Origin of the sequence: Micromonospora sp. M61 (genome assembly GCF_018070245.1) — a bacterium.
Lineage (GTDB): Bacteria > Actinomycetota > Actinomycetes > Mycobacteriales > Micromonosporaceae > Micromonospora > Micromonospora zamorensis.
The window spans coordinates 22,034-45,452 of record NZ_JAGPYA010000028.1 but is presented as its reverse complement, the minus strand read 5'-3'; the positions used below and the strand labels follow the sequence as shown (position 1 = coordinate 45,452).

At 72.5% G+C, this 23,419-nt stretch carries 23 protein-coding genes; 9 read left to right on the top strand and 14 right to left on the bottom strand.

The genetic code is table 11. The features are described 5' to 3' along the window. Nucleotides 1-280: 280 nt before the first annotated feature. The 5 genes from KBX34_RS17825 to KBX34_RS17805 form a co-directional block, all read right to left on the bottom strand. On the bottom strand, nt 281-949 hold the full coding sequence (locus KBX34_RS17825; protein WP_141909207.1) for a hypothetical protein: 669 nt from the start codon (nt 947-949) through the stop codon (nt 281-283). Nucleotides 950-1,056: 107 nt separating this feature from the next. Beyond that, entirely contained in the window at nt 1,057-2,031 is a 975-nt protein-coding gene (locus KBX34_RS17820; RefSeq protein WP_210925917.1) for a pirin family protein, read from the bottom strand. A gap of 153 nt (nt 2,032-2,184) precedes the next feature. Beyond that, nucleotides 2,185-3,207, bottom strand: a complete 1,023-nt coding sequence (locus KBX34_RS17815) for a hypothetical protein (RefSeq protein WP_210925915.1) — start codon at nt 3,205-3,207, stop codon at nt 2,185-2,187. 281 nt (nt 3,208-3,488) lie between these two features. After that, nucleotides 3,489-4,049 (bottom strand): hypothetical protein, encoded by a 561-nt coding sequence (locus KBX34_RS17810; protein ID WP_210925913.1) that lies wholly within the window; start codon nt 4,047-4,049, stop codon nt 3,489-3,491. A gap of 783 nt (nt 4,050-4,832) precedes the next feature. After that, a complete protein-coding gene (locus KBX34_RS17805) occupies nt 4,833-5,144 on the bottom strand; it encodes a MazG-like family protein (protein ID WP_210792944.1) in 312 nt (103 codons plus the stop codon). Between the two features lie 356 nt (nt 5,145-5,500). On the opposite strand from KBX34_RS17805, the gene KBX34_RS17800 reads away from it, so the two are divergent. Continuing rightward, nucleotides 5,501-6,871, top strand: coding sequence for a hypothetical protein (locus KBX34_RS17800; protein WP_099852959.1), 1,371 nt, complete (start codon nt 5,501-5,503; stop codon nt 6,869-6,871). 107 nt (nt 6,872-6,978) lie between these two features. On the opposite strand, the gene KBX34_RS17795 is transcribed toward KBX34_RS17800, so the two are convergent. From KBX34_RS17795 to KBX34_RS17785, 3 genes are all read right to left on the bottom strand, one after another. Beyond that, the gene (locus KBX34_RS17795; protein ID WP_088947933.1) at nt 6,979-7,692 is read right to left on the bottom strand and encodes a hypothetical protein; all 714 of its coding nucleotides are present in this window, start codon (nt 7,690-7,692) and stop codon (nt 6,979-6,981) included. A gap of 245 nt (nt 7,693-7,937) precedes the next feature. After that, nucleotides 7,938-9,119, bottom strand: a complete 1,182-nt coding sequence (locus KBX34_RS17790; RefSeq protein ID WP_247671939.1) for a DUF3626 domain-containing protein — start codon at nt 9,117-9,119, stop codon at nt 7,938-7,940. Further along, nucleotides 9,091-9,546 carry a VOC family protein gene (locus KBX34_RS17785; protein ID WP_210925911.1) on the bottom strand — a complete coding sequence of 152 codons (456 nt, stop codon included), beginning with the start codon at nt 9,544-9,546 and terminating at the stop codon, nt 9,091-9,093. Before KBX34_RS17785 ends, KBX34_RS17790 begins: the two co-directional genes overlap by 29 nt. Nucleotides 9,547-9,604: 58 nt before the next feature. Between KBX34_RS17785 and tsaA the strand changes: the two genes are divergently transcribed. Beyond that, the gene (gene tsaA / locus KBX34_RS17780; protein ID WP_210925909.1) at nt 9,605-10,033 is read left to right on the top strand and encodes a tRNA (N6-threonylcarbamoyladenosine(37)-N6)-methyltransferase TrmO; all 429 of its coding nucleotides are present in this window, start codon (nt 9,605-9,607) and stop codon (nt 10,031-10,033) included. Nucleotides 10,034-10,070: 37 nt separating this feature from the next. Here the strand turns inward: tsaA and KBX34_RS17775 are convergent, their stop codons facing one another. Together KBX34_RS17775 and KBX34_RS17770 are read right to left on the bottom strand one after the other, a co-directional pair. Beyond that, nucleotides 10,071-10,700 carry an MBL fold metallo-hydrolase gene (locus KBX34_RS17775; protein WP_088947929.1) on the bottom strand — a complete coding sequence of 210 codons (630 nt, stop codon included), beginning with the start codon at nt 10,698-10,700 and terminating at the stop codon, nt 10,071-10,073. Continuing rightward, nucleotides 10,697-11,785: an S-(hydroxymethyl)mycothiol dehydrogenase gene (locus KBX34_RS17770; protein WP_210925908.1), complete on the bottom strand. Its 1,089-nt coding sequence runs from the start codon at nt 11,783-11,785 to the stop codon at nt 10,697-10,699. Before KBX34_RS17770 ends, KBX34_RS17775 begins: the two co-directional genes overlap by 4 nt. A 184-nt stretch (nt 11,786-11,969) precedes the next feature. On the opposite strand from KBX34_RS17770, the gene KBX34_RS17765 reads away from it, so the two are divergent. The 3 genes from KBX34_RS17765 to KBX34_RS17755 all read left to right on the top strand — a co-directional run bounded on the left by KBX34_RS17765 (nt 11,970) and on the right by KBX34_RS17755 (nt 15,136). Next, a complete protein-coding gene (locus KBX34_RS17765; RefSeq protein ID WP_210925906.1) occupies nt 11,970-12,392 on the top strand; it encodes a hypothetical protein in 423 nt (140 codons plus the stop codon). Between the two features lie 20 nt (nt 12,393-12,412). After that, the gene (locus KBX34_RS17760) at nt 12,413-13,594 is read left to right on the top strand and encodes a low temperature requirement protein A (protein WP_210925904.1); all 1,182 of its coding nucleotides are present in this window, start codon (nt 12,413-12,415) and stop codon (nt 13,592-13,594) included. A gap of 81 nt (nt 13,595-13,675) precedes the next feature. Continuing rightward, nucleotides 13,676-15,136 (top strand): cryptochrome/photolyase family protein, encoded by a 1,461-nt coding sequence (locus KBX34_RS17755; protein ID WP_210925902.1) that lies wholly within the window; start codon nt 13,676-13,678, stop codon nt 15,134-15,136. Between the two features lie 12 nt (nt 15,137-15,148). Here KBX34_RS17755 and KBX34_RS17750 read toward each other — a convergent pair whose 3' ends face one another. From KBX34_RS17750 to KBX34_RS17735, 4 genes are all read right to left on the bottom strand, one after another. Then, the gene (locus KBX34_RS17750) at nt 15,149-16,060 is read right to left on the bottom strand and encodes an SDR family oxidoreductase (protein ID WP_210925900.1); all 912 of its coding nucleotides are present in this window, start codon (nt 16,058-16,060) and stop codon (nt 15,149-15,151) included. A gap of 23 nt (nt 16,061-16,083) precedes the next feature. Continuing rightward, complete coding sequence (locus KBX34_RS17745; RefSeq protein WP_210925899.1) at nt 16,084-17,601, bottom strand: NAD(P)/FAD-dependent oxidoreductase; 1,518 nt, start codon at nt 17,599-17,601, stop codon at nt 16,084-16,086. Nucleotides 17,602-17,669: 68 nt separating this feature from the next. After that, on the bottom strand, nt 17,670-18,128 hold the full coding sequence (locus KBX34_RS17740) for a hypothetical protein (protein ID WP_210792935.1): 459 nt from the start codon (nt 18,126-18,128) through the stop codon (nt 17,670-17,672). Further along, a complete protein-coding gene (locus tag KBX34_RS17735; protein WP_088947922.1) occupies nt 18,128-18,607 on the bottom strand; it encodes a hypothetical protein in 480 nt (159 codons plus the stop codon). Before KBX34_RS17735 ends, KBX34_RS17740 begins: the two co-directional genes overlap by 1 nt. A 44-nt stretch (nt 18,608-18,651) precedes the next feature. Here KBX34_RS17735 and KBX34_RS17730 point away from each other — a divergent pair, with 44 nt between their 5' ends. From KBX34_RS17730 to KBX34_RS17715, 4 genes are all read left to right on the top strand, one after another. Further along, nucleotides 18,652-19,629 carry a YafY family protein gene (locus tag KBX34_RS17730; RefSeq protein ID WP_210925896.1) on the top strand — a complete coding sequence of 326 codons (978 nt, stop codon included), beginning with the start codon at nt 18,652-18,654 and terminating at the stop codon, nt 19,627-19,629. A gap of 93 nt (nt 19,630-19,722) precedes the next feature. After that, on the top strand, nt 19,723-20,355 hold the full coding sequence (locus KBX34_RS17725; RefSeq protein WP_185755283.1) for an ATP-binding cassette domain-containing protein: 633 nt from the start codon (nt 19,723-19,725) through the stop codon (nt 20,353-20,355). Continuing rightward, nucleotides 20,352-21,629, top strand: a complete 1,278-nt coding sequence (locus KBX34_RS17720; RefSeq protein WP_210925894.1) for an extracellular solute-binding protein — start codon at nt 20,352-20,354, stop codon at nt 21,627-21,629. The genes KBX34_RS17725 and KBX34_RS17720 overlap by 4 nt, the downstream gene beginning before the upstream one ends. Continuing rightward, nucleotides 21,626-23,392, top strand: a complete 1,767-nt coding sequence (locus tag KBX34_RS17715; RefSeq protein ID WP_210792932.1) for an ABC transporter permease subunit — start codon at nt 21,626-21,628, stop codon at nt 23,390-23,392. Before KBX34_RS17720 ends, KBX34_RS17715 begins: the two co-directional genes overlap by 4 nt. The last annotated feature ends 27 nt before the right edge of the window (nt 23,393-23,419 follow it).

Genomic DNA, 23,419 nt, shown 5'->3' with positions numbered 1-23,419 from the left:
TGGAATGGCTCTGTGGGCTGGCTGGGCGGCCTGGCGACCCCGGGGGCGTCACGGGGTGGGGGCTCGCCTGAATCGCCGGGACAGGCGGGCGCCCCTGGTCACGAACCGCGACCTAGGGCGCCACGCAAACCTGCCCAGGCGGTGAGCCGCTTCCGAACCGGTCGCGGTCACCAGGCGGTGGATGCCCGCTCGAACCGAGCGGCCAGCACTGCCGGGTCCAACCATACGACAGAACATCCTCCGTTTGGTCAGAATTTGGCGAAGTGTGGGCCAGGGCACGTCACGGCCTGCCGGTGACCTCCGCGTACCGGTGCTCAAGGTCGACCCGCGCCAGCGCCCCCACCAACCAGGCCAGTTGCTCCGACTCGCCGCTGGCCAGACCGGCCAGGTCGTTCGCCGACCTGCCCAGCCCGAGGCGACGGGCGGCGGCCAACGCCCGCCGGTCCGCGACCGGGGCCACCTCCCGCCACAGTGCCTGCGCCTCACGCAGAAACAGGTCGACGACCTGATCGTCCACGCCGGGAAGCTCGGCGAGGAGCGCCCGCTCCCGGACCGGATCGTGATGCGCCACCGCCCGCAACCGGCGCAGATCGCCCCGGTACCGCTCGACCACAGAGCGGCCCAGGTCACCGAGCGCGCTGGCCAACGCGTCCACGTCACCGCGCTGACCGCTGGCGCGCAGCACCCGTACCCGGTCCTCGTGCAACGACCGGGCCAGCCTCGCGGCGCTGTCCCATCCCTCGTCACGCAACGCCCGGGCCCCGTCCAACGCCCGGCGGAAGTCACCCCGGCGGGCCAGCAGCACCGCAAGATAGAGCACCTGGAACAGGCTCGCCGGGTTGTTGGTCACCCGAAAGCCGTACTGCTCGGCGAAGCCCCGCCCGCTGCCGGCGAGCCGGCGCGCCAGGCGCTTCCGGTCCTCGACCGGGGTGATCAGAGTGGTCGGCATGTCGACGACTACCCGCGCGACAGTGGGTCACACGGGCCGCGATGTGCTGGCGCCCGTGCAGGCCTCGGGCCTGCGTGTGGCCCTGGCGTGGGCGCCCTGGCGTGGTGTCAGCCGTGCAGGCCGCCGGTGCGGTCGCGGGCCTTGAGACGGGTCGTGGGCAGGGCGGGCGCCGGCAGCGGAGGCGCCGAGTCGTCGGCGACCACCCCGAATCGTCGGTCCCCCGCCATCCAGTCCTCCCGTGCGGCGGCGATCTCCTCGTGGGAACGGCCCACGAAGTTCCACCACATCACCAGCGGCTCCTCGAACGGCGTACCGCCCAGCAGCAACAACCGCGCCCCGGCCCCACCGCGCACCGTCAGCTCGCGGCGGCTCGAGCCCAGATAGAGCAACGCCCCCGGCTCGAACCCGACCCCGGCTGCCTCCGCCGACCCGGACATCGCCAGCAACGCGTACTCGAAATCGGGCCGCAGCGACAGCGTCGTCGGCGCCCCGCCACCCAGCTCGACCTGCACGCCCACCAGCGGGGTGTGCACCACCGCCGGTGACCGATGCCCGCCGAACTCGCCGACCAGCAGGGTGCAGTCCAGATCGCCGTCGCGCCAGCGCGGCAGGTCCGCGTGGTGCGCGAAGTCCGCTGCCCCGGCCCGCGCGGGGTCCGGCAGAGCCACCCAGAGCTGCACGCCGTGCATCACCGGCGGGTGGACGGCCGGCGACCGCTCCGAGTGGGCGATCCCGTTACCGGAAGTCATCACGTTGAGCTGACCGGGCCGGATCGGCTGCACGTTGCCCAGGCTGTCCCGGTGCAGGATCTCCCCTTCCAGCAACCAGGTCACCGTCTGCAGACCGGTGTGCGGGTGCGGCGGCACCTCCATGCCAGGCCGCTGCTCCACATCGTCCGGGCCGAAATGGTCGACGAAACACCACGCGCCAACCATCCGGCGGGGACGCTGCGGCAGCAGTCGCCGCACCGTGGTGTACCGACCCAACGGCACGTCGTGGCCGGGCAGCAGCACGCTGCCGGGATCAACGTCGGCCACACCAGGTGGTCGGGTCTGCGCCAGCATCGATTCAGTACGCTCCACCGCCCGACTGTACGCTCACGCCCGCCCACAACCGCGGCGCTTCCAGCAGGGCGGGTGGGGGTCCGCCGGGTTGGCTCAGCGGCTTGTTGCACAGCGGGCTGGGTGCAGGGGGCTGGGTGCAGCGGGGTGGGGTTGGGCTCAGCGGTTGCTGGCTTACCGGTTGGCGGACACGGTCACGGTGTTGGCGCCCGCGACCAGATCCAGGAACAACCGCGCGGCCGAGCGGTCCCAGCCCGGCGTACTCAACACCGCACCCGCCGCCACCCCATCCCAGCGGTCATCGCGTACCACAACCGAGCCGGCGCCAGCTCCCACGCGGACCCGCACCGGCGTCTCCCCGGCGGCCCGGATGTCGAGCTGGCTGGTCCCACCGACGAGTCGTACGGTCATGATGCTGGTGCTGTCCGGGTCGCTCGCGTTGCCGGTGCTGGTGGCGGTGATCGGTGGCAGCAGGATCTCGGTGCGCGACGACCCGCCGGCGAGTTCCACTCCCAGCAGCCGGGCCCGGGTCAGATCCAGCACCTGACTGCTCACCCCGCCGACGAGCTGAAGACGCCAGGCGACCCGCTCGTTGAGCGCCACCCGCAGGCTGCGCGTCTCGGAAGCCCCTGACTTCACGACCTCAAGCCGGACGGTCTCGCCGACCACAGTCGGTCGACCCAGCACACCCGAACCTGCCGGGCTGCTGATCCGGTACAGGTCATCCCCCAGATCAGCCACCCCCAGCTCTAACGAGGACAGCCCGTCCGCGAGCACGAAGGTGCCCTTCTGGCGGCCCGCCAGCGGCGCGGTCAGCAACTCGCCGCCAGCGGCACCCGGTCGGCCGTCAGCCGAGTCCGGGTCTTCACCTCCGGGACGGCCGACGTCACCGGGCCAGGTGCCGTCCGGTCGCGTGCCATCTGCTCGCGTGCCGTCCGGTCGCGTGCCGTCCGGTCGCGTGCCGTCCGGTCGCGTGCCGTCTGCTCGGGTGCCGTCGGGTGCGCCGGAGTAGGTCACGCCGAGGCGGTCAGGGTCGGCGACGATCACAGCCACCGCGGCCGCGCCAAGGACAAGCACGACGGCTGCGGCAGCCACCAACAGGCGAACCCCGGTGGACCAGCGCCCTGGTGTGGCGTCGTCGGCAGGTTCCGGCGGTGACGCCGGTTCGCGATCCGTGCCGTACCCCACCGCGGCCATACCTCTGTCCCTCCGCCGGTCCCCGTCGGGAGGTACGTACCCGTCCGCCGATCGGATCACTCCGCGCCGATCACGGCACTCCGCCGCGTCGTCAACGCGAGATCTTGGACAGTTTCCGTTAGCGGGGCGGGCTCAACTGGTGGTTGCCCGGCTAACGGAAAGTGTCCAAGATCTGCCGGGCCTGGTTGTCGGTGTCCTTGTGTTTGGCGGGATATGCCGCTGGCCGGCACCCCGGGTGGGGGTGCCGGCCAGCTGTGCTGTGCGGTGTGTGTGTTGGCGGGTCAGCTGTTCCAGTACTGGCCAACCAGGTCGGTGGCCTGCTGCTCCCACTGGGCGTAGGCGTCCGGGTAGGCCGACACCTGCACCGTCTGCGCGGCCTCGGTCAGGGGCATGTCCTGCCACCCGTCGACCTGGCGGAGGCCCTTGAGGAACGCGGTCGTGGAGTAGGCGGGGTCGGTGATCTGCTCCGGCGTACCCCAACCACTGGTCGGGCGCTGCTGGAACAGGCCCAGCGAGTCATGGTCATTCTTGTCGCCGAGGTGGCCCAGGTTTTCCAGCTTGGATTCCTGCAGGCTCGTGGCGATGGAGATGACCGCGGCGCGCTCGGGCAGGCCGGCCTTCTTCGTCGCGGCGATGATCGCCTTGACGTTGGCGGTCTGCTCAGCATTCAACGTGATGTGGGACTGGTCGCCCTGGGGCTTCGGGGCGGTCGACTGCACCGCTACCGCGACCGGCTTGGCGTCGACGGGGTTGGCGTGGGCGGCGATCGGGCCGGCGAAGACACCCCCGGCGAACGCGAGACCAGCAACAGACACCATGCTCTTACGGAAGATCGTGTTCATGGGGGTAGCTCCTTCGGGGGTAGGAAACACCCGCACCGCCAAGGGGGGTCGGCGACGCAAGGGTGTGAGCACCTCGTCCGGCGCTGCATCAAACAAAGGGGAAAAGTCTTAGGGAGATCGGCACCAGTCAGGCCGGGGGGCTTGCGGGGGCCGGGTCGGCGGCCTGCGAGCGGAGGGCTCGGGCGCCGGGGTCGGCGGTGACAAGCGCGGGCTTGTGGCGCCGGGTCCATGTGTAACGACCGGGGGTCGGGGGTCATTCCCCGGGTGGCTCCCCGACGTCCACTCGTGTGAAGCGGTGGTCGCTCGTCGGGACTGCAACGACCGGGGGCCCGGGGTCATTCCGCAGGCCGGGCCATTCCGCAGGCCGGGCCATTCCGTCGCACCCGTTGGAGCGGGGTGCTGGGGAGGCTTCAACGATGCGGGCCGGGGCGGCATTCCAACCCCGATACCAGCTGTTCCAACCCCGGTGGGCGGGGCGGTTAACCGGTGGTCCTGCGATCGTCAGAGTGTGTAACGACCCCGCCCCGGCCATCATTCCGACCCACCGGTGCGACCGCTCACAGGCCAAACGCCCCGAAGGCCGCAACCCTCGTGGCGCGGTGCTCGGCGCACCCGACACAAATACCTATAACGGACAGACGCCCCTACGCGTCGAACATGACTGGGCCCCAGGGCCACCCGATTGACCTTGATCGACTCGGCTTTCTGAAAATCGGGGCATCTGAGACGGCATGACACCCCGACTTCGTGAAAGCCGAGTCGATCACCACGAACGAGTGCCACTCAGCCCGTGAGGCGGGAGCGCACCTTCGCGGCGCAGGCGTCCAGGACCGTCTGCGCGTCAAGCCCCAGGCTCTCGATGGCCACCAACGCCGTGAAGGCGACGTCGGCCAACTCTGCCGCGACATCGTCGCGCGTGTGGGTGACACCTTTGCGCGGATTCTGCCCGAGCAGACCGATCCAGGCGGCCGACGCCTCCCCCGCCTCCTCGGTCAACTTGAGGATGCGGCAGGTCATTTCGGTTTGCCCGGCCCCGTTCGCCGCGTCCAACCAGCTACGCGACGCGCGGGCCGCCTCCCAGATCGACTCGTCCACGGCGACCAGTCAACCCGACCGACTCCCCGACCCGCGCGACCGGGTACGGCGAACGACAGACGCCTGGCAAAGAATGGATCGCCGCCCGGAACACGAGGGCGGACGCCGACGAGGGCGGACGCCGACAAGAGCGCCGCCCCGGCACGACGAGGCGGAACACGAGGGCAGCCGCCGACGAGAGCGCCGGGCATGGGGAGCGCCCCGGGCTGATCGGCCGGACAGTCGTGCTTGACCGGCCGATCAGCGTAGCCATTGACACTGTTCGACGGCGGTCCTAGGTTCAGGACGCTACCGGCCGGTAGGCAACCGTCCCGCCTGGTCGCCCCCGGGCGACGTCCGTCCGATGGGGAGCATCGATGCTGTCCACACCCGTTCGTACCCTTCGCCGGCTGCTCGCCGCCACCGCGACGCTGACCCTGGCGGTCGGTCTGGCCGGCGCCGCGCCGGCCAGCGCCACCGGTCGCGACCCGAAAGGCGGCGAGCCGCTGCCCGGGTACACCATCGAGAATCCGCCGCTGGCTCCGCTGGTCGTGGGCGGCAAGCCGACGACGGTACGTCAGGGCGTGCACCGCCACGCCGGGTACATCATCGAGGTCCCCGCCCGGTGGAACGGTGACCTGGTTCTGTGGGCGCACGGCTACCGGGGCCAGGGCACGGTGCTGTCACCGGAGCAGCCGGGCTTCGGGCTGCGCCAGCGACTGCTGGAGCAGGGGTACGCGTGGGCGTCGTCGTCGTACGACCGCAACGGCTTCAACATCCGGTCGGGGGTGCTGGGCACCAAGGATCTCGCCGACCACTTCGGGCGGACGGTCCGCAGGCCGCAGCACACCTACATCGCCGGGGTGTCCATGGGCGGATACGTCATCGGGCGTTCCCTGGAGCAGTATCCCGGCTACTACGACGGGGCGCTGCCGATGTGCGGGGTGCTCGGCGATCAGACGCTGCTGGACTTCTACCTGGACTACAACCTGGTCGCGCAGGCGCTCGCCGAGGTGCCGGCCTATCCCACCCCGGCCGACTACCTGACCAACGCGGTGCCCCGCATCCAGGTGGCACTCGGTCTGGCCGGGTTGACTCCCACCGGGCCGGACACCACCACCGAGCGGGGCAGGCAACTGCGGGCGATCACGGTGAACCGTTCGGGCGGGCCGCGTCCGGGAGCCGACGCCGCGTTCGCGGTGTGGAAGGACTTCCTCTTCTCGATCAGCGTGCCCACCGGCAGCGGCAACTCCCCCGCCCAGCGGCCCGGTCAGCTGTCCACCAACCTGCTCACCCGCTACGCCCCGAACAGCCCGGTGAACGTCAACGCCACAGTGCAGCGGGTCGCCCCGGAGAACGTCGTGCAGCGGCTCCTGCCGACGCTGACCGAGGTGCCGCGGATCGCTGGTCGGCCCACCGCGCCGGTGCTCAGCCTGCACGGCCTCGGTGACATGTTCGTCCCGTTCAGCATGGAGCAGGCGTACGCCAGTGACGTGGCGCGCAACGGTCGCAGCAGGCTGGTGGTCCAGCGGGCCATCCGAGCCACGCAGCACTGCGAGTTCAGCCCGGCGGAGGCCGGCGCCGCCTGGGACGACCTGACGTCCTGGGTACGCACCGGCAAGCGCCCGGCCGGCGACACCGTGACCGACCCGGCGGTGGTGGCCCGGCCGGACTACGGCTGCCGGTTCAGCGACCGGGACGCGTACGCCGCGGGCGTCGGCACCCGGCGCCTCTACGCAGCCTGCTGAGCAGTCGACCAGCACGAAAACAGCACGACACAAGCCAGCACGACACCGAGCAGCACAAAACCGGCCGGCTCCCGTGAAGGGGAGCCGGCCGGTTTTGTGTACGGGTGTCACCACATCTGCTGGACGATGTCCGCCGCCTGCTCCTCCCACTGCGCGTACGCGTAGGGGAAGGCCGAGACCTGGACGGTCTGCGCGGCGGTGGTCAGCGGCAGGTCCTGCCAGCCGCCGACGTTCTTGAGCGCGGTGAAGAACGCCGTGGCGGAGTACTCCGGGTCGGTGATCTGGTCGGGCGTGCCCCAACCGGACGACGGGCGCTGCTGGAACAGGCCCTGCGAGTCGTGGTCGTTGTAGGCGCCGAGGTGGCCGAGGTTGTACAGCTTCGACTCCTGCAGCGAGGTGGCGACGCCGATCACCGCGCCCCGGTCACCGACGCCGGTCTTCTTGGCGGCGTCGACGATCGCCCGGGCGTTGGCCAGTTGTGCGTCGTCGAGCGGTACCCGCGACTGGGCACCCTCGATGCCGTGCGGGATCAGTTGGTCGCGGCTGGGCTTGCCCGCCGGCGGCTTGCCGGTGGCGGAGCCGGTGGTGAGGCCCGACTCGACGGGCTGGTCGTCCTGGCGGGCCTGGGTGGCTGCCTTGCCGGTGGCGCGGTCGATGGCGGCGACGGCGCCCTGGTGCGGTCCGGAGGTGACCGGTGCGGCGACCGCGGTCGGCGCGAGGGCCAGACCACCGAGAGCGGCCACACCCGCCACGCTCAGCGCGGTCTTGCGGTACGAGTCCTTAGCGATGGCGGGGAGCCATCGAGTGAAGTCGACCTTCACGATGGTTGCCCTTTCGATCGTGCGGAGCGCTCCGGGGTGAACACTCCTCGGGAGATGACCGCGGAAAAGGGTTTGGGCTCCGGCGGTACGGGGGACACAACCAGGTTCACGTGTCGGTCATTCCGGAAATGCCGGGGCCTGGGTGAGGTGCGGTCCCGGTCACCTGGGGAAATGGGACGGTCGACGACAGCGGCCGAACGTCGGCCTGAAACGGACGATCGGCGCAGACGTGACGAGCCGGCAGATCAGGTGCCGTACGGCGTGCCGAAGCGGACCAGCACGTGCCAGAGCTGCTTGAGGTGCTGAAGGGTGTCCGCGATCGGGCCGCGATCCGCCCAGCGGTGCGGTTCGGCGACCACCGAGGCCGCCGCCCGACCGATCAGCGCCGCGTCCACCGGGTCACCCGACCGGGCGAACTCCCGGTGCACCCGGGCTGCCAGCACGGGGATCGCCGGGCCCCGGAACTCCGCGTCGACCTGGTCGACGGCCAGCACGAAGCCGGGGTGCCATCGCAACGGGAAACCGAACCGCGCCGCGATCGATTCCAGGGTCGCGCCGGTGGGGGTGCCGGCGAAGGACGGGTCGACCACCAACTCCTCGACGTCGTACGCGAGGTCGAGCGTGCCGTGGACCTGGGCCTCCACGTAGTCGTCGAGCGCGCGACCGACCGCGCCCGGCGTGGTCGGCACCCCCTTGGCTCGCGACTGCGGGGCTCGCACGCCCGGCTCACTTCTCGCGTTCGGCTGGTCCAGCAACGTCCCCACCAGCGCGGCGACGCCCGTCCCGGCACGGCCCAGGCATTCGCCGGTGGCGGCGACGCCGGCCAGGAGCCCGGCGAGGACCGCCTCGAACGCGTCGGCCGTGCCCACCACCTCCGGGCCGAGGTGGCTGTCGCCGAGGCAGAAGGTCGCCCGGCTCAGCACCGCCGGGCGAAGCCGCAGGTGGCAGGAACCGAAGCGGGGGCAGGCGCCGTCCGCGTGGTCGAGCAGGTTCAGACCGCCGTACGTGGGCCGCTGCGCCAGCGTCACGCCGGGCCGCTGGTACGCGCCGCCGAACATCTGGTGCTCCCAGCGGTCCCGGTCACCACCGGGATACGCGGTGAGCCCACCGTTGGAGATCCCGGTGACGAACTGGCTGCGGTAGACCCCGTCCTCGGCCAGCGCGTCGGCGACGGTCCGACCGTCGGCACACAACCGGTCGGGGTGGAAGTTGACGGTCAGCCGCCCGGACCCGATGGCCCCGAGCAGATGCTCCGGGCGGTGGCCGACGTCGGCGGTGGTGAGTTGCCGGGCGATGGTGGCCAGCGCGGCAGGACGTTCGACCACGGCCAACGACCGCACGTACGCGACGGCAGCCGTCTGCGCCGGGGTGAGAGCGGCGGCGCGCGGGCCGCGCCGCTCAGACGTCGCCGTCATGTCCGGGGTCATCGTCGTCCACCCCGGTGCCCAGCTCCTGGAAGATGGTGATGTGCAGGTCGGCCGGGGCGTCGAGGCGGGAGTTGAGCGACTGCCACGGCGTGCGGGTGGGCGGGGCGACCTCGCTGGCCCCGGCGGCCACCAACCGGGTGGTGGTCGCCTCGGCGTCGTCCACCTCGAAGGCAACCCGGATGCGGGGCGCGACCTGCCGACCCACCTCAACCTCGTCGATCATGCGCTTCTGCGCCGGGTTGGCAATCTCCAGGGTGGCGCGGCCGGCGTCCAGGATCACCACCCGGGCGTCGCCGTCGCCGCTGAACGCCGCCTCCGCCGGCATGCCGAGTGCGTCGCGGAAGAACGCGACGGCGGCGTCGTGGTCGGCGGCCTCCACCACGAGTCGCAGCTGACGGACAACGGGGGCGGGCGAGTCGGCGGCCATGTTCAAGATCCTAGCGCCGCGGCGAGGTTAGGTTGGGACCGTCCAGAGGGGAGCACCAGTGGTCGAGGCGGCGAACGATGACACGTACCTGCTGCGACCGGTCGGGCGGGTCGTCTCCCCGCTGACCGACGCGGCGAGCGCACCGCGTCAGGGCGACGAGGGCGCGCCACCCGCGTGGCTGATCTTCGACGCGCCCGTCGAACGGGCCCTGCGCGACCTGCACGTCGGCGCGGAGCTGCTGGTGCTGACCTGGTTGGACCGCGCCCGGCGCGACGTGCTGGCGGTGCACCCGCGCGGCGACGAGAGCCGGCCGGAGACCGGCGTGTTCAGCACCCGCTCCCCGCACCGGCCCAACCCGATCGGGCTGCACCGGGTGCGGGTCCTGACGGTGGACGGCCTGCGTGTCCAGGTGGCCGACCTGGAGGCCCTCGACGGGACCCCGGTCCTGGACGTCAAGCCGGTGCTGGGCGCGGTCGACGAACGCTGAGCCGTCGACCGCGCGCCAGCAGGCCGGTGTGTCGGGCTCAGTGGCCGCGGTCCAGCCACTCCTGCAGGTGCGGCGCCTCCGCGCCGATCGTGGTGTCGTCGCCGTGACCGGTGTGCACGACCGTCTCCGACGGAAGGGTGAGCAGGCGGGTGCGGATCGACCGGACGATGGTGTCGAAGTCGCTGTACGAGCGCCCGGTCGCACCCGGCCCTCCGGCGAAGAGCGTGTCGCCGGTGAACACCACGCCCAGGTCGGGGGCGTGGAAGCTGCACGCGCCGGGGCTGTGCCCCGGGGTGTGCAGCACCCGCAGCGTCGTGCCGCCCACCTCGATGTCCTGCCCGTCGTGCAACTCGCCGTGCGGCGGCAGGTGCGGGTGGACCATGTCCCACAGCACCCGGTCGGCGGCGTGCAGCAGCACCGGCGCACCGGTGGCCTCGGCCAACCCGGGTGCCACCCGGACGTGATCGTCGTGGGCGTGCGTCGCCAGGATCGCCCGGACCTGGCGGTCACCCACCAGGGCGAGGATCGCTGCCACGTCGTGCGGCGCGTCCAGGACGACGCACTCGCGGTCGTCACCGATCACCCAGACGTTGTTGTCGACGTCGAACGTCTGCCCGTCCAGGGAGAAGGTGCCCGAGGTGACCGCGCGGTCGATCCGGGCGGTCACGGGAACACCACCACCGAGCGCAGGACGTCGCCGTGGTGCATCCGCTCGAACGCGTTCTCGACCTGGTCGAGCGCGATCTCCTCGGTGACGAACGCGTCCAGGTCGAGGCGGCCCTGCAGGTACAGATCGGTGAGCATCGGGAAGTCCCGGCTGGGCAGGCAGTCGCCGTACCAGCTGGACTTCAGCGCACCGCCGCGCCCGAAGACGTCCAGCAACGGCAGCTCGATCTGCATCTGCGGGGTCGGTACGCCGACCAGCACCACGGTGCCGGCCAGGTCCCGGGCGTAGAACGCCTGCTTCCACGTCTCCGGCCGACCCACCGCGTCGATCACCACGTCGGCGCCGAAGCCGCCGGTGGCGGCCTGGATCGCCTCGACCGGGTCGGTCTCCGAGGCGTTCACTGTGTGCGTGGCACCGAACTGGCGGGCCCAGTCCAGCTTGCGGCTGTCGGTGTCCACCGCGACGATCGTCGTGGCGCCGGCGAGAACCGCACCGACGACCGCGGCGTCTCCGACACCGCCGCAGCCGATCACTGCGACCGAGTCGCCGCGGGTGACGTTGCCGGTGTTCATCGCCGCGCCCAGCCCGGCCATCACACCGCAGCCGAGCAGGCCCACGGCGGCCGGCCGGGCGGCCGGGTTGACCTTCGTGCACTGCCCGGCGTGCACCAGGGTCTTCTCGGCGAACGCCCCGATGCCCAGCGCCGGTGCGAGTTCGGTGCCGTCGGTGAGGGTCATCCGCTGGGTGGCGTTGTGGGTGTTGAAGCAGTACCAGGGGCGACCCCGGCGGCAGGCACGGCAGACCCCGCAGACCGCGCGCCAGTTGAGGACCACGAAGTCACCCGGGGCGACGTCGGTGACGCCCTCGCCCACCTGCTCGACGATGCCCGCCGCCTCGTGGCCGAGCAGGAACGGGTAGTCGTCGTTGATGCCACCCTCGCGGTAGTGCAGGTCGGTGTGGCAGACGCCGCAGGACTGGATCCGGACAACGGCCTCACCGGGGCCGGGATCGGGCACCACGATGGTGGTGACCTCGACCGGTGCTCCCTTGCTGCGGGAGATGACTCCCCGGACTTCCTGGCTCACTTCGCCTCCTGCTGGTGGTCTGCGGCAGGGCCGGGCGCCGGGTGGGCGAGTGTGCCACGGGCTCGGCGGTGGGCCCCCCGGCGAACCTACCGCGACCACCACGGTCAGCCCAGCCGGCCCGGCGGTTATCGCTGGCGGTCCGGGGTACGCGGGCCGCATTCGACCACGGCCATCGGGAGTGACCATGAAGCTCGCACACCTGCCGTTGCGGGTCAGCATCGGCGCGTACGTCCTCAACTCGGGTCTGGGCAAGCGCAACCTGGAGGGCGCCGCCGCGGAGGGCATGCACGGGATGGCGGTCGCCGCCATGCCCCAGCTCGGCCAGTTCGAGCCGGCGCGCTTCGCCAAGCTGCTGTCGTACTCGGAGATCGCGCTGGGGGCCGCGCTGCTCGCGCCGTTCGTCCCGGCGCCGCTGGTCGGGCTCGGATTGACCGCGTTCGGCGCGGGCCTGGTGCAGCTGTACCTGAAGACGCCGGGGATGCGGGAGCCCGGCAGCGTACGTCCGACCCAGCAGGGCACGGGGCTCGCCAAGGACATCTGGCTGGTCGGCGCGGGGCTGACCCTGGTGCTGGAGGGGCTGACCCACCGCCGTCGGTGGCACCGCTGAGCCCGGTCTGAGGAGCGGCGTTGACCGTCTCCCGTTCGGTGCGGCCCTTCTACCGGCCGATGCGTCCTCGTCGCCGCGACGAGCCGCACCGCGCGGCCACGCCGCTGGAACTCTTCTTCGACCTGTGTTTCGTGGTGGCGGTGGCACAGGCCGCCAGCAGCCTGCACCACGACGTCGCCGAGGGGCACCTCCGCCATGCGGTGACCAGCTACCTCATGGTGTTCTTCGCGATCTGGTGGTCGTGGGTGAACTTCACCTGGTTCGCCTCGGCCTACGACACCGACGACGACGTCTACCGGATCACCACCCTGGTGCAGATCTGCGGAGCGCTGATCCTGGCGGCCGGGGTGCCGCCCGCCTTCGCCGGCGGCAACTTCACCGTCATCACCTACGGGTACGTGGTGATGCGGCTGGCCGCCGTCGTGCACTGGAGCCGCGCGGCGGCCGGCGACCCCCGGCACCGCGCGGCGGCGCGTCGCTACGCGATCGGCGTGAGCGTGGTGCAGCTCGGGTGGCTGCTGCGGCTGTTGCTGCCCGCCGAGTGGGGCATCGCGTCGTTCGTGCTGCTGGTGCTGGCCGACCTGCTGGTGCCGGCGGTGGCCGAACGCCCCGGGATGACCCCGTGGCACCCCCGGCACATCACCGAGCGGTACGGGTTGTTCACCCTCATCGTGCTCGGTGAGGCGGTCCTGGCCATCTCGATGGCGATCCAGACCGGGCTCGACGCCGGCGAGCACGACCTGTGGTCGCTCGCGGCGGCCGGCGCCGTCATCGTGTTCGCGCTCTGGTGGCTCTACTTCGACCGGCCGATCGAGGCGCCCGACCGGCTGCCGTACTCCTTGATCTGGGGTTATGGCCACTACCTGGTCTTCGGCGCGGTCGCCGCGGTCGGCGCCGGCCTGGGCGCGACGGTGGACGTCGAGCGGCACCTCGCGCACATCTCCGAGACCACCGCCGGGTACGCGGTGGCCATCCCGGTCGCGGTCTTCCTGCTCACGATCTGGGTGCTGCACGTGCGCCGGCACCAGCACGGCGCGGTGGTCGTCGCCTTCCCGGTGGTGGCGCTGCTCGCACTGCTGGCGCCACTCGGCCCGGCCCCGGTGTACGTGCTCGCGGCCCTGCTGGTCGCCCTCGTGACGCTGACCGTGCTGCTGCGCGGCCGCGACCTCGGACCCGCAGCGACGGTGTCCGACCCGGCCTGACCCGACGCCGCGCGGAATCCGGTGCCCGAACTGCCGGACCGGCGTCGGTTGCGACGGCCGGAAAGTGGGCAGAATTGCGGCATGTATCGCCGCCGATGGTTGCTGGCCGACCAGCTCGGGCCACACTTCCTCGACGACCCCGACCAGCCGGTGCTGCTGGTGGAGATCCGAGAGCTGTTCCGCCGACGGCCGATGCACCGGCAGAAGGCTCATCTGATCCTGTCCGCGCTGCGCCACCGGGCGGCCGAGCTGGGCGACCGGGCGCTGCTGCTGCGGACCGGCACGTTCCGTGAGGCGCTGGCGCAGGTCGCCGAGCCGGTGGAGGTATGTCATCCGCACTCCCGGGCGGCCCTGCGTTTCGCCCGTTCGGTGCCGGAGCTGACAGTGCTGCCACCTCGTGGGTTCATCACCAGCCGGGCCGACTTCGCCGGCTGGGCAGACCGCCCCCGGCGCGGCCCGCTGCGGGTGGCCGACTTCTACCGGTACGCGAAGCGGCGGCACGACATCCTGACCGCGCCGGCCGCAGCGGCCGGGCCGGGGCGTCGACCCCGCGCCGAGGGGCGGGACGCGTCGGCGGTGTCACCGCCGCCCCCACCGATCGTCGAGGACGACATCGACGCCGAGGTCCGCCGCGACCTGGACCGGTGGGCGGCCGACGGGGTGCGGTTCGTCGGCCGGGACGGCCCCCGGCGGCACCCGGCCACCCATGCCGAGGCGCAGGCCCGGCTGGCGCACTTCCTGACCCACCGGCTACCGGTGTACGGCCGCTACGCCGACGTGATGAGCGGCGACGACCCGGTGTTCGCGCACTCGGTGCTGTCGTCGTCGTTCAACCTCGGGTTGCTCCACCCGGAGCCGGCCGTGCGGGCCGCCGAGCAGGCGTGGCGGGACGGGACGGCCCCGCGGACGGCGGTGGACACCTTCGTCCGGGGGTTGCTCGGCTGGCGGGAGTTCCTCTGGCAGCTGTACTGGTACTTCGAGCCGCGCTTCCGGGGGGCGAACTGGCTGGCCGCGACCGAGCCCCTGCCGGAGTGGTTCGCCGAGTTGGACGCCGACGCCGTGGAGGCCCGCTGTCTGGCCGACGTCCTCGGCGGTGTCCGGGACCGGGCGTGGACCCACCACACGCCCCGACTGATGGTGCTGGGCAACTACGCGTTGCAGCGCGGCTGGCGGCCGACCGAGCTGGCGGACTGGTTCCAGCGCTGCTTCGTGGACGGCACCGACTGGGTGATGAACGCGACGGTGATCGGCATGAGCCAGTACGCCGACCTCGCCCGGTTGGACACCCGCCCGTACGCGGTGGACGGCACCGACATCGACGAGATCAGCGACTACTGTGCCGGCTGCCGCTACGCACCCGAGCAGGCGCTCGGCGAGCTGGCGTGCCCGTACACCGGGGGTTTCGAGAGTTTCCTGCACCGCAACCGGGGTCGGTTGGTGGGCGACCCGCGGCTCGCCGCCGAGCTGGCCCGCCGCGACGAGCCGGAGCACCGCGAGGCGGTGCTGGCCCAGGAGGAGAAGCGGGGCAGCACACCCCCGTGACCGGGACGCCGGTCACGCCACCTCACGGGCCGGGTCGACAGCGGCGTCGCCGGGGCGTTGCGCGGGTACGCCGGGGGTCGGCGACGCCGGACGGACGACGCCCCGGTTCAGACCGGTGACCAGAAGCCGGTTGTACGAGGCCGGCAGGACCCGGGCCAGCAGGTCGGGCAGCTTCGCCGACCAGCCGATCAGCACCCGGCCCCGACGCCGCTCGACGCCGCGCAGGATCACCTCGGCGGCCCGCTCCGGCGAGATGGTGAGCAGCTTCTCGAACTGCGCCCGGCCGGCCGCGTACTCCTCGTGTGAGACGCCGCTGCCGATCCGGGCGTTCTCGGTGATGCGGGTGCGGATCCCGCCGGGGTGCACCGACGTCACCCCGATGCCGTCGTCGACCAGCTCGTGGCGCAGCGCCTCGGTGAAACCGCGCACCGCGAACTTGCTCGCCGAGTATGCGGTCTGCCCGGCCGGCGCGATCAGCCCGAACAGGCTGGAGATGTTGACCAGGTGCGCGCCCGGCTCCGCCTTGAGGGTGGGCAGCAGCGCGTGGGTCAGCTGCACGACGGCCCGGAAGTTGACGTCGATCACCCAGCTGAACTCGTCGAACGTCACCTGGTCGAACCGGCCGCCGAGGCCGACGCCGGCATTGTTCACCAGCAGTCGGACGCGCGGGTGACGCTGACCGATCTCCGCGGCCACCTGGGCGGTAGCCGTCACGTCGGCGAGATCCAGCAGGTACGTGTGCACCTGGCGGCCCGGGTGGTCGAGGCGGATCGCGGCGGTGACCGCCTCCAGCCGCTCGGCGTCACGGTCCAGCAGGACCAGATCACTGCCCCGGCGGGCCAGTGCGTGCGCCAGCGCCGCGCCGATGCCGCTGGCCGCGCCGGTGACCACGGCCGTGGCGCCGGCGAAGTCGAACCTCTGCACGATGGGTGCTCCTCTCCGGGCGGTTACCGACGAGCAGACGGACTGGTCGGGACGGGACGCTGGACGCCGACGGGTGTGGCCACCTCGCCGGCCCGGGTGAAGCGCACACCCTCGTCGGTGAGCCGGCCGTGCCGCATCAACAGCACGTCACGGGCGTAGTTCTGGTGCAACCGCCACGGCGCGGCCGCACCCTGCTTGGGCAGGGCGTCGACAGCGCGCAGCACGTAGGAGGAGCGCAGGTCGATCAGCGGCACCCGCCGCGCGTCGGGCGGCGGGAGCGGGGTGACGACCTGCTGACCGGTGCGGTCCAGGTGCCGCAGCAGCCGGCAGACGTACCCGGCGACCAGGTCGGCCTTGAGCGTCCACGACGCGTTGGTGTAGCCGATGGTCAGGGCGAAGTTCGGCACGCCGGAGAGCATCATGCCCTTGTAGGCGACGCTGTTTGCCAGGTCGACGTCGACGCCGTCCACGCGCACTGTCAGACCACCGAGGGCCAGCAGGTTGAGCCCGGTCGCGGTGACCACGATGTCGGCGGGCAGCTCGTCGCCGGAGGTCAGCCGCACGCCGTGCGCGGTGAAGGTGTCGATGGTGTCGGTGACCACCGACGCCCTGCCCTGCGCGACGGCCGTGAACAGGTCGCCGTCGGGTGCCACGCAGAGCCGCTGGTCCCACGGGTCGTAACGGGGCGAGAAGTGCCTGTCGACGTCGTACCCGACCGGGAGCCGGCCCCTCGCGGCCCGGCGCAGCACCCGCTTCACCAGCCCCGGCGCACGCCGGCTGAGCTGGAAGTTGACGGTGGACAGCAGCACGTTCTTCCACCGCACCACCGGATACGCGGCCTTCGCCGGCAGCCGGCGCCGCAGCGCGTCGGCCAGCCGGTCACGCGAGGGCAGCGCCATGACGTACGTGGGTGAGCGCTGGAGCATCGTCACGTGGGCGGCCCGCTCCGCCATGGCCGGCACCAGGGTCACCGCCGTCGCGCCGCTGCCGATCACCACCACCCGCTTGCCGGCGTGGTCGAGATCGTCGGGCCAGTGCTGTGGGTGCACCACCTGCCCGGCGTACGCGTCGAGACCGGGCAGCGCCGGGGTGTAACCCTCGTCGTAGCGGTAGTAGCCGGTGCAGGCGAACAGGAACGAGCAGGTCAGCACCACGGTTTCGGCGGTGTCGGTGCGCTGGGCGTGCACCGTCCAGCGGGCGGCGGCGCTGTCCCAGTCGGCGCGCAGCACCCGGTGCCGGAAGCGGATGTGCCGCTGCACGTCGTACTCCCGGGCGGTCTCCCGCACGTACTCCCGGATGGTCGTGCCGTCGGCGATGGCCTTCGGGGCGGTCCACGGCTTGAACGAGTAGCCGAGGGTGAACATGTCCGAGTCCGAGCGGATGCCCGGGTAGCGGAACAGGTCCCAGGTGCCGCCGACGGCGTCGCGCGCCTCCAGCACCGCGTACGTCTTGTCGGGGCAGTCACGACGAAGGTGGCAGGCGGCCCCGATGCCGGACAGGCCGGCACCGATGATCAGCACGTCGACGTGGTCGGAGGCCAAGGCGTTCCTCCATCCGGGGCGGTGGACGGACACTAACACCGCGACCACCGCCCCACCATCGTCCTGCGTCAGTCCCCCACCCGGGTGGACGTCATGATCCAATTGGTCTCCCAGGTCTGCTCGCCGTCGACGGAGAACGCCTGCTCCCAGCGGGCCGTGGTCGCGCTGATGTCCGACCAGATGAACCGGCACCGCACCGGTCGGCCCTCGTGCTGGTCGTCGGCGTAGAAGCGGCCCACCCCGTCGACGAAGCGGCCCACCATCGGCGGCAGCCCCAGCACGCCGTCAACGCTGCTCATCCAGTAGATCGACCACTCCTGCCGGGCCGGGTCGAAGATCCGGACCGTGGCGCCAGCGGAGCCCTTGGTCGGGAAGGTGATCTCGTCGAAGTTGCCGCCACCACCGAAGAAGCTGTGCGCGACCGACACCCCCGGAAACTCCTCCCACTCGTCGGAGCCCACCAGCCGCTCGCGCAGCCGCCGGTTCACCACGTTCCAGGTGCCCACATAGAAGTCGAAGTCGCCCATCAGCGGCCCACCGGCCCTTCCGCTCGCGTGTCACGCAGATAACCGATCAGATTCGGGCTCTCCGGCGTCAGCATGTGCCGGACCCAGGCGGCCCGCTCGTGCTCCAGCACCGCCAACTCCCAGACGCAGCCCACCGCCGGGCGGCGTAGGTGGACGAAGTGTGCCGGGTCGTCGTCGGGACAGTCCAGCGCCGGCTGCCCGGCCGCGGCGACGCGGACCTCCACCGCGTTGTCCCACACCCAGGTGTACGCCAGCAGGTAGGCGCCGGTGTCCGCGCCCCGGTGCAGCACCACCCACCCGGCGGCCGGGGTGCCGTCGTCGACGACGTCGGCCAGCAGCGCCGGCAGCAGGTCGTACGCGGCCTTCTCCACCTCCGGCTCGATCGGCCGCTCCGGCTGGTCGACGTGGTAGCGCTTGAGTTGTCGACCGTCCACCGTGATCGGTCCCGGTGTTGTCAGATCCTTGTCGCGAAAAGCCATGCCGGGACCGTACGAGCGCTCCCCTGACAGCTAGTGTCAGTGAAGTGCGGGCCAGTCGACTCCTTTCCGTCCTGCTGCTGCTGCAGTCACACGGTCGGTTGACCGCCGCGCAGCTCGCCGACCGGTTGGCCGTGTCCCCCCGCACCATCTACCGCGACGTGGAGTCGTTGCACGCCGCCGGCATCCCGCTCTACGGAGAGGCCGGGCACGCCGGCGGCTACCAACTGGTCGACGGCTGGCGGACCCGCCTGACCGGGCTGACCGCCGACGAGGCCGACCGGCTCTTCCTGGCCGGGCTACCCGGCCCCGCCGACGAGCTGGGCTACGGCGACGTGGTCGCCGCGCTGCAACTCAAGCTGCACGCCGCCCTCCCCGCGCCGCTGCGCGATCGGGCCGCCCGGCTCCAGCAACGCTTCCACCTGGACACCCCCGGCTGGTACGCCGACGGCGACGCCTCCCCCGAGCTGGCCCGCACCGCCGAGGCGGTCTGGCGGCAGCACCGCGTCGAGGTGCGCTACCGCGGCTGGAACGGTGAGGTGACCCGGGTGCTGGAGCCGTACGGCCTGGTGCTCAAGGGTGGCCGGTGGTATGTGGTGGCCGACCAGCCCGGCCGGGGCTCGCCGGCGACGTACCGGGTCAACCAGATCCTCGCGCTGACCCCCCTGGCGCAGGAGTTCCACCGACCCGCCGACTTCGACCTGCCGACCTGGTGGCGGGCGCACGTGGTGCGGTTCCGCGCCCAGCTGCACCGCGACGAGGCAACCGTCCGGCTCTCCTCCGCCGGTCGCCAGCGCTTGCGGGAGATCGGCAGCGATCCGGTGGTGACCGCGGTGGACGCCAGCGCCGGGCCGCCGGACGCACGTGGCTGGGTGACCGCGGTGCTGCCGATCGAGTCGCTCACCCATGCCCACGGTGACCTGCTGCGCCTGGGCGCCGACGTCGAGGTGCTGACCCCGGTGGCGCTCCGCGAGCGTCTGGCCGCCACGGCGGCCGGGCTCGCCGCGCTCTACGGGCCCGGCTGAGAAGCTCCGCCATCTCCATAGTGGAGATGGTGAGGACATCGATTGTCGGCACGATGTGCCACCCTGGGGACGTTCGCCCAGCGGTCACCGGAGGTGAGGGCCACGTTACGGCTACGCGCACTGGTCGCCGTCCCCGGCACCGGGCCGGTGACCCTCGACGTCCCCGCCGGCACCCTCGCCGCCCTGGTCGCGCCGCCCCGGTTCGGCACGGCGGTCGCCCGGGTGCTGGCCGGGCTCGCCGCCCCGGTGACCGGTCGCATCATGGTCGGCGACCGGGACGTCACCACCCTGCCGCCGCCGCGCCGGCAGATCGGCTACGTGCCCGCCGGTGGCGCGCTGCTCCCCCAGCTCACCGTGCGCCGCAACATCGAGTACGGCCAGCGCAAACGCGAACGGGTGCACGAGGTTGCCGACGACTGGACGGCCACCGTTGTCGACCGTCTCGAGCTGGCGTTCTCTCTCACCCTGCTGCCGCACCAGATCAACGCCGCCCAGCGGTTCCGGGTGGCGCTCGCCCGGGCGGCTGCCTGCCTGCCCGAGGTGCTCGTCATCGACCTGCCGGCCGGGTCTGCGGGCGACAGCGCCCTCGGTGACCTGATGCCTCGACTCTCCCCACCGGCCTCCCCCGGGGTGGCGGTGCTGGTCTGCACCGCCGACCCGGCCACCCTCGCCGAGATCCCGGTGCGCCACGAGCTGGTCACCGAGCCGAGCGAGGCCACCCCATGACGCCGACCGTCCGACTGGGTCGCCGTGCCCTGCTGCGGGCCGCCGCCGCGGGTGCCGCGGCCCTGGCCGCAGGCTGCTCCGGCGGGACCCGGTCGGTGCAGGTCGCGGTCGTCTGGAGCACCAGCGAGCTGGACCGGTTCCGCGAGGTCGTCGCCGACTACCCCGGCGACGTGCAGGTGGTCAGCGCCGGCAACGACATCGACGCGTTCCTGCGGGCCCGGCACCTCGCCGGCACCAGCCCGGACGTGGCGATCCTGCCGCGCCCCGGTCTGGTCACCGAGTACGCCCAGCGCGGCTGGCTGAGCCCGGTGCGCCCGTCCACCGAATACGCGGTGCCCGACGCGCTGGGCGAGCTGCTGACCGCCGAGGGCCGGCGCTACGGCGTCTGGGTGAAGGCGGCGCACAAGTCACTCGTCTGGCACCTGCCGTCCGTGCTGTCCGAGCAGCCGGCCAACTGGGACGAGCTGGTCGCGCTCACCCGCCGGCTCGGCGCGGCCGCACGGCGCGACGGCGGCCCGGCGCCCCTGGCCATCGGCGCGGCGGACGGGTGGGTGCTGACCGACTGGTTCGAGAACGTGCTGGCCGACGTGGCGCCCGAGAGCTACAACATCCTCGCCCGGCCGGACGCCGACTGGCAGGCCAGGCCGGTGCGCGACGCCCTGGGTCGGCTCGCCGAGCTGTGGAGCGTCGACGGCGCGTTCCTCGGCGGCGGGCGTCGGGCCCTGCTCACCCAGTACGAGGAGTCGGTGATCCAGATGGTGCACACCCGGCGTGCGGTGATGCTCTTCGGGGCCGACTTCACCGCCGACGTCGTCGGCCCGTTCCAGCGGGGCCCGGAGGCACCGACCACGTTCCCGTTCCCGGGGGCCCTGCCGGGCGGCGGCCCACTGATCGTCGGCGGGGACGCCGCGGTGGCGTTCACCGGCGCCCAGGGCGGGGTCGAGCTGGTCGAGTGGCTCACCAGGGCCGGCTCGTTCGGGCCGTGGCTGCGCGCCGGCGGCTATCTCTCGCCCAACACCAACGTCCCGATCAGCAGCTACACCGACCCGGTCGGCCAGCAGTTGGCCCGGGAGATGCAGGCACCCGGCACGTTGCGTTTCGACCTCTCCGACCAGCTGCGCGGCGCGTTCACCGGCTCGGACGGGGTCGGCATCTGGCGGATCATGCAGGGCTTCTTCGCCGACGTCACCGACGGCGTCGGCGCCGACGAGGCGATCCGACGCGCCACCGGTCAGCTCGCTCTGGCGGCCCGCAGCGCGGGTGGCGGCCGATGAGCCAGGTGCGGGTCCTCGGCGAGCTGGCGGTGCTCGACGACGTCGGGCCGCCCCGGCGCGGCCGGGCCTATCCGGCGGCGGGGGCGACCTCCGCACTGCTGCTGCCGGCCGCGGTGCTGCTCGGTGGGCTCGTGCTCTGGCCGGTGCTGCGGACCATGCACGCCAGCGTCACCACCGACGGCCGCTGGGTCGGCGCGGAACACTTCCGCACCGCGCTCGCCGCCCCGGGCACCGGCGCGGTGGTCGGCCGGACGGTCCTCTGGGCACTGCTGGTGCCGGCGGTCGTGACGGCACTGGGCTATCTGCTCGCCGCCGCCTCCCGCCGCTCCCAGGAGGGCGGGCTGGTCCGGTTGATCCTCCTGGTGCCGGTGGCGTTGCCGCTGGTCGTCACCGGGGTCACCTTCCGGCTGATGTACGACCCGGACCCGCGCCGGGGGCTGGCCACCCTGGTCGCGGCCCGGCTGACCGGCCGCTCGTACGACGACGCGCCGCAGCTGCTCGGGCCGGGGCTGGTCACCGTGGCGTTGATGTCGGCGTTCGTCTGGGCCTGGGTGGGTTTGGCCGTGCTGGTCTTCCGGTCCGCGCTGGACGCGGTGCCGTCGAGTCTCGCCGACGCGGTCCGCGCCTACGGCGGGGGGCGTCGGCATGTCCTGTGGGACGCGCAGTGGCGGCCACTGCTGCTGCGCACGACCGCTGTGGTGTTCGCGTTGGTGGCGGTCGGCACCAGCCGCACGTTCGACCTGATCCTGGTGATGACGCCCGGCTCGGTCCGGGACGAGGCCTCCGTGCTCGCGCTGCGGATCTGGCAGACGTCGGGCGGCACCACGACCGGCGACGGCGCGGCGCTCGGAGTGGTGTGGCTGGTGGCTGTCGTCGGCGGGATCATGGTGGCCGCGCTCTTCGTCCGACAGGCCTGGCCCCCGCCGCGCGCCGAGGCGGCCCCGGAGCCGGGCCCCGTAGCCCCGCCCCGGCGGGTGTTCCGGCTGCTCGCGGCGGGCGCGGCGATCGCCTGGCTGGTGCCGCTGGGGGTGCTGGTCGCCACGTCGGCACACGGCAGGGTGGACGCCGCCGCGCGGGGCTGGTGGTCGGCGCCGCCGAACGGCGAGTCCTACCGCGATCTGATCACCGGCACCGAGCTGTGGCACACGCTGGGCTTCACGCTGCTCCTGGCCTCCGCGGTCACCGCAACGGTGCTGGTGGTCGCGCTGTTGGCCGCGTACCCGTTGGCCTGGTTGACCGGGCCGGCCGCGCAGGCCACCGGGCTGGTGCTGCTGGCGGCCAGCGTCGTGCCGATCCAGGTCATCGCCGGGCCGGTCAACGAGGTGCTGGGCCTGGTGCTCTCCTCCGGCACGGCCCAGGGCCTGGCCCTGGTGCACATCGCGCTGGGTGTGCCGTTCGCGGTGCTGGTGCTGCGCAACGCGTTCGCCGACCTGCCGGTCGAGCAGGTGCGCGACGCCCGGCTGGGCGGGCGTCGGTGGTGGCACACCCTGCGCCGGTTGGCCCGGCACAACCTGTCGGCGGTGGTGGCGGTCTCCGTGCTGGAGTTCGTCCAGGTCTGGAACGACCTGGTGGTGGGTCGGCTGTTCAGCGGGCCGGGGGCGTCGCCGCTCGGCCCGTTCCTGGCCGAGCAGACCCGCAGCTTCGTGAGCAACAGCGGCGCGCTGGCGGCCAGTTCGGTGCTCGCCTCGGTGCTGCCGGTGGTGCTGGTGGTGCTGTCACGGCGGCACCTGGTCGCCGGGCTCGTCTCTGGAGGTGTCCGCTGACCCGGCCGGGCGGTGGCCGCCGCGGCT